The organism is Cobetia sp. SIMBA_158 (genome assembly GCF_046566945.1).
GTDB lineage: Bacteria > Pseudomonadota > Gammaproteobacteria > Pseudomonadales > Halomonadaceae > Cobetia > Cobetia amphilecti.
Map to the genome: position 1 here is coordinate 1 of NZ_JAWJYL010000360.1, position 273 is coordinate 273.

Below are 273 nucleotides of genomic sequence, written 5' to 3' on the forward strand. Positions count from 1 at the left end.
CAACTAGAGGCATTAAATACAGCTATTGAGCTTCAAAAAAATAATTTAAACCCTGCCGATATTGATTTATGTATATCGCAACTTGAACATACTATGCAGTTACTGGTGTCTGCCAATAGCGATTTAGCGTTTATTAAATATCAGTTTGAGCAGGTAACACAAAGCCGCCGTGAGTTTTTACAGAGTTTACGCCATAAAGTAGATGACATTGAGCCTGCAATTAACCAAGACCCTGACATAGAGCTATTTTAGTGCGCTTAAGCTCGCTGGTTG

Annotated in this window: 1 protein-coding gene; it reads left to right on the top strand. The window is 38.5% G+C overall.

Translation table 11 applies throughout. The features are described from left to right. A partial coding sequence (locus R2R70_RS20285; protein WP_410978941.1) for a hypothetical protein occupies positions 1-252 on the top strand: 252 nt, incomplete at its 5' end. Between the last annotated feature and the right edge of the window lie 21 nt (positions 253-273).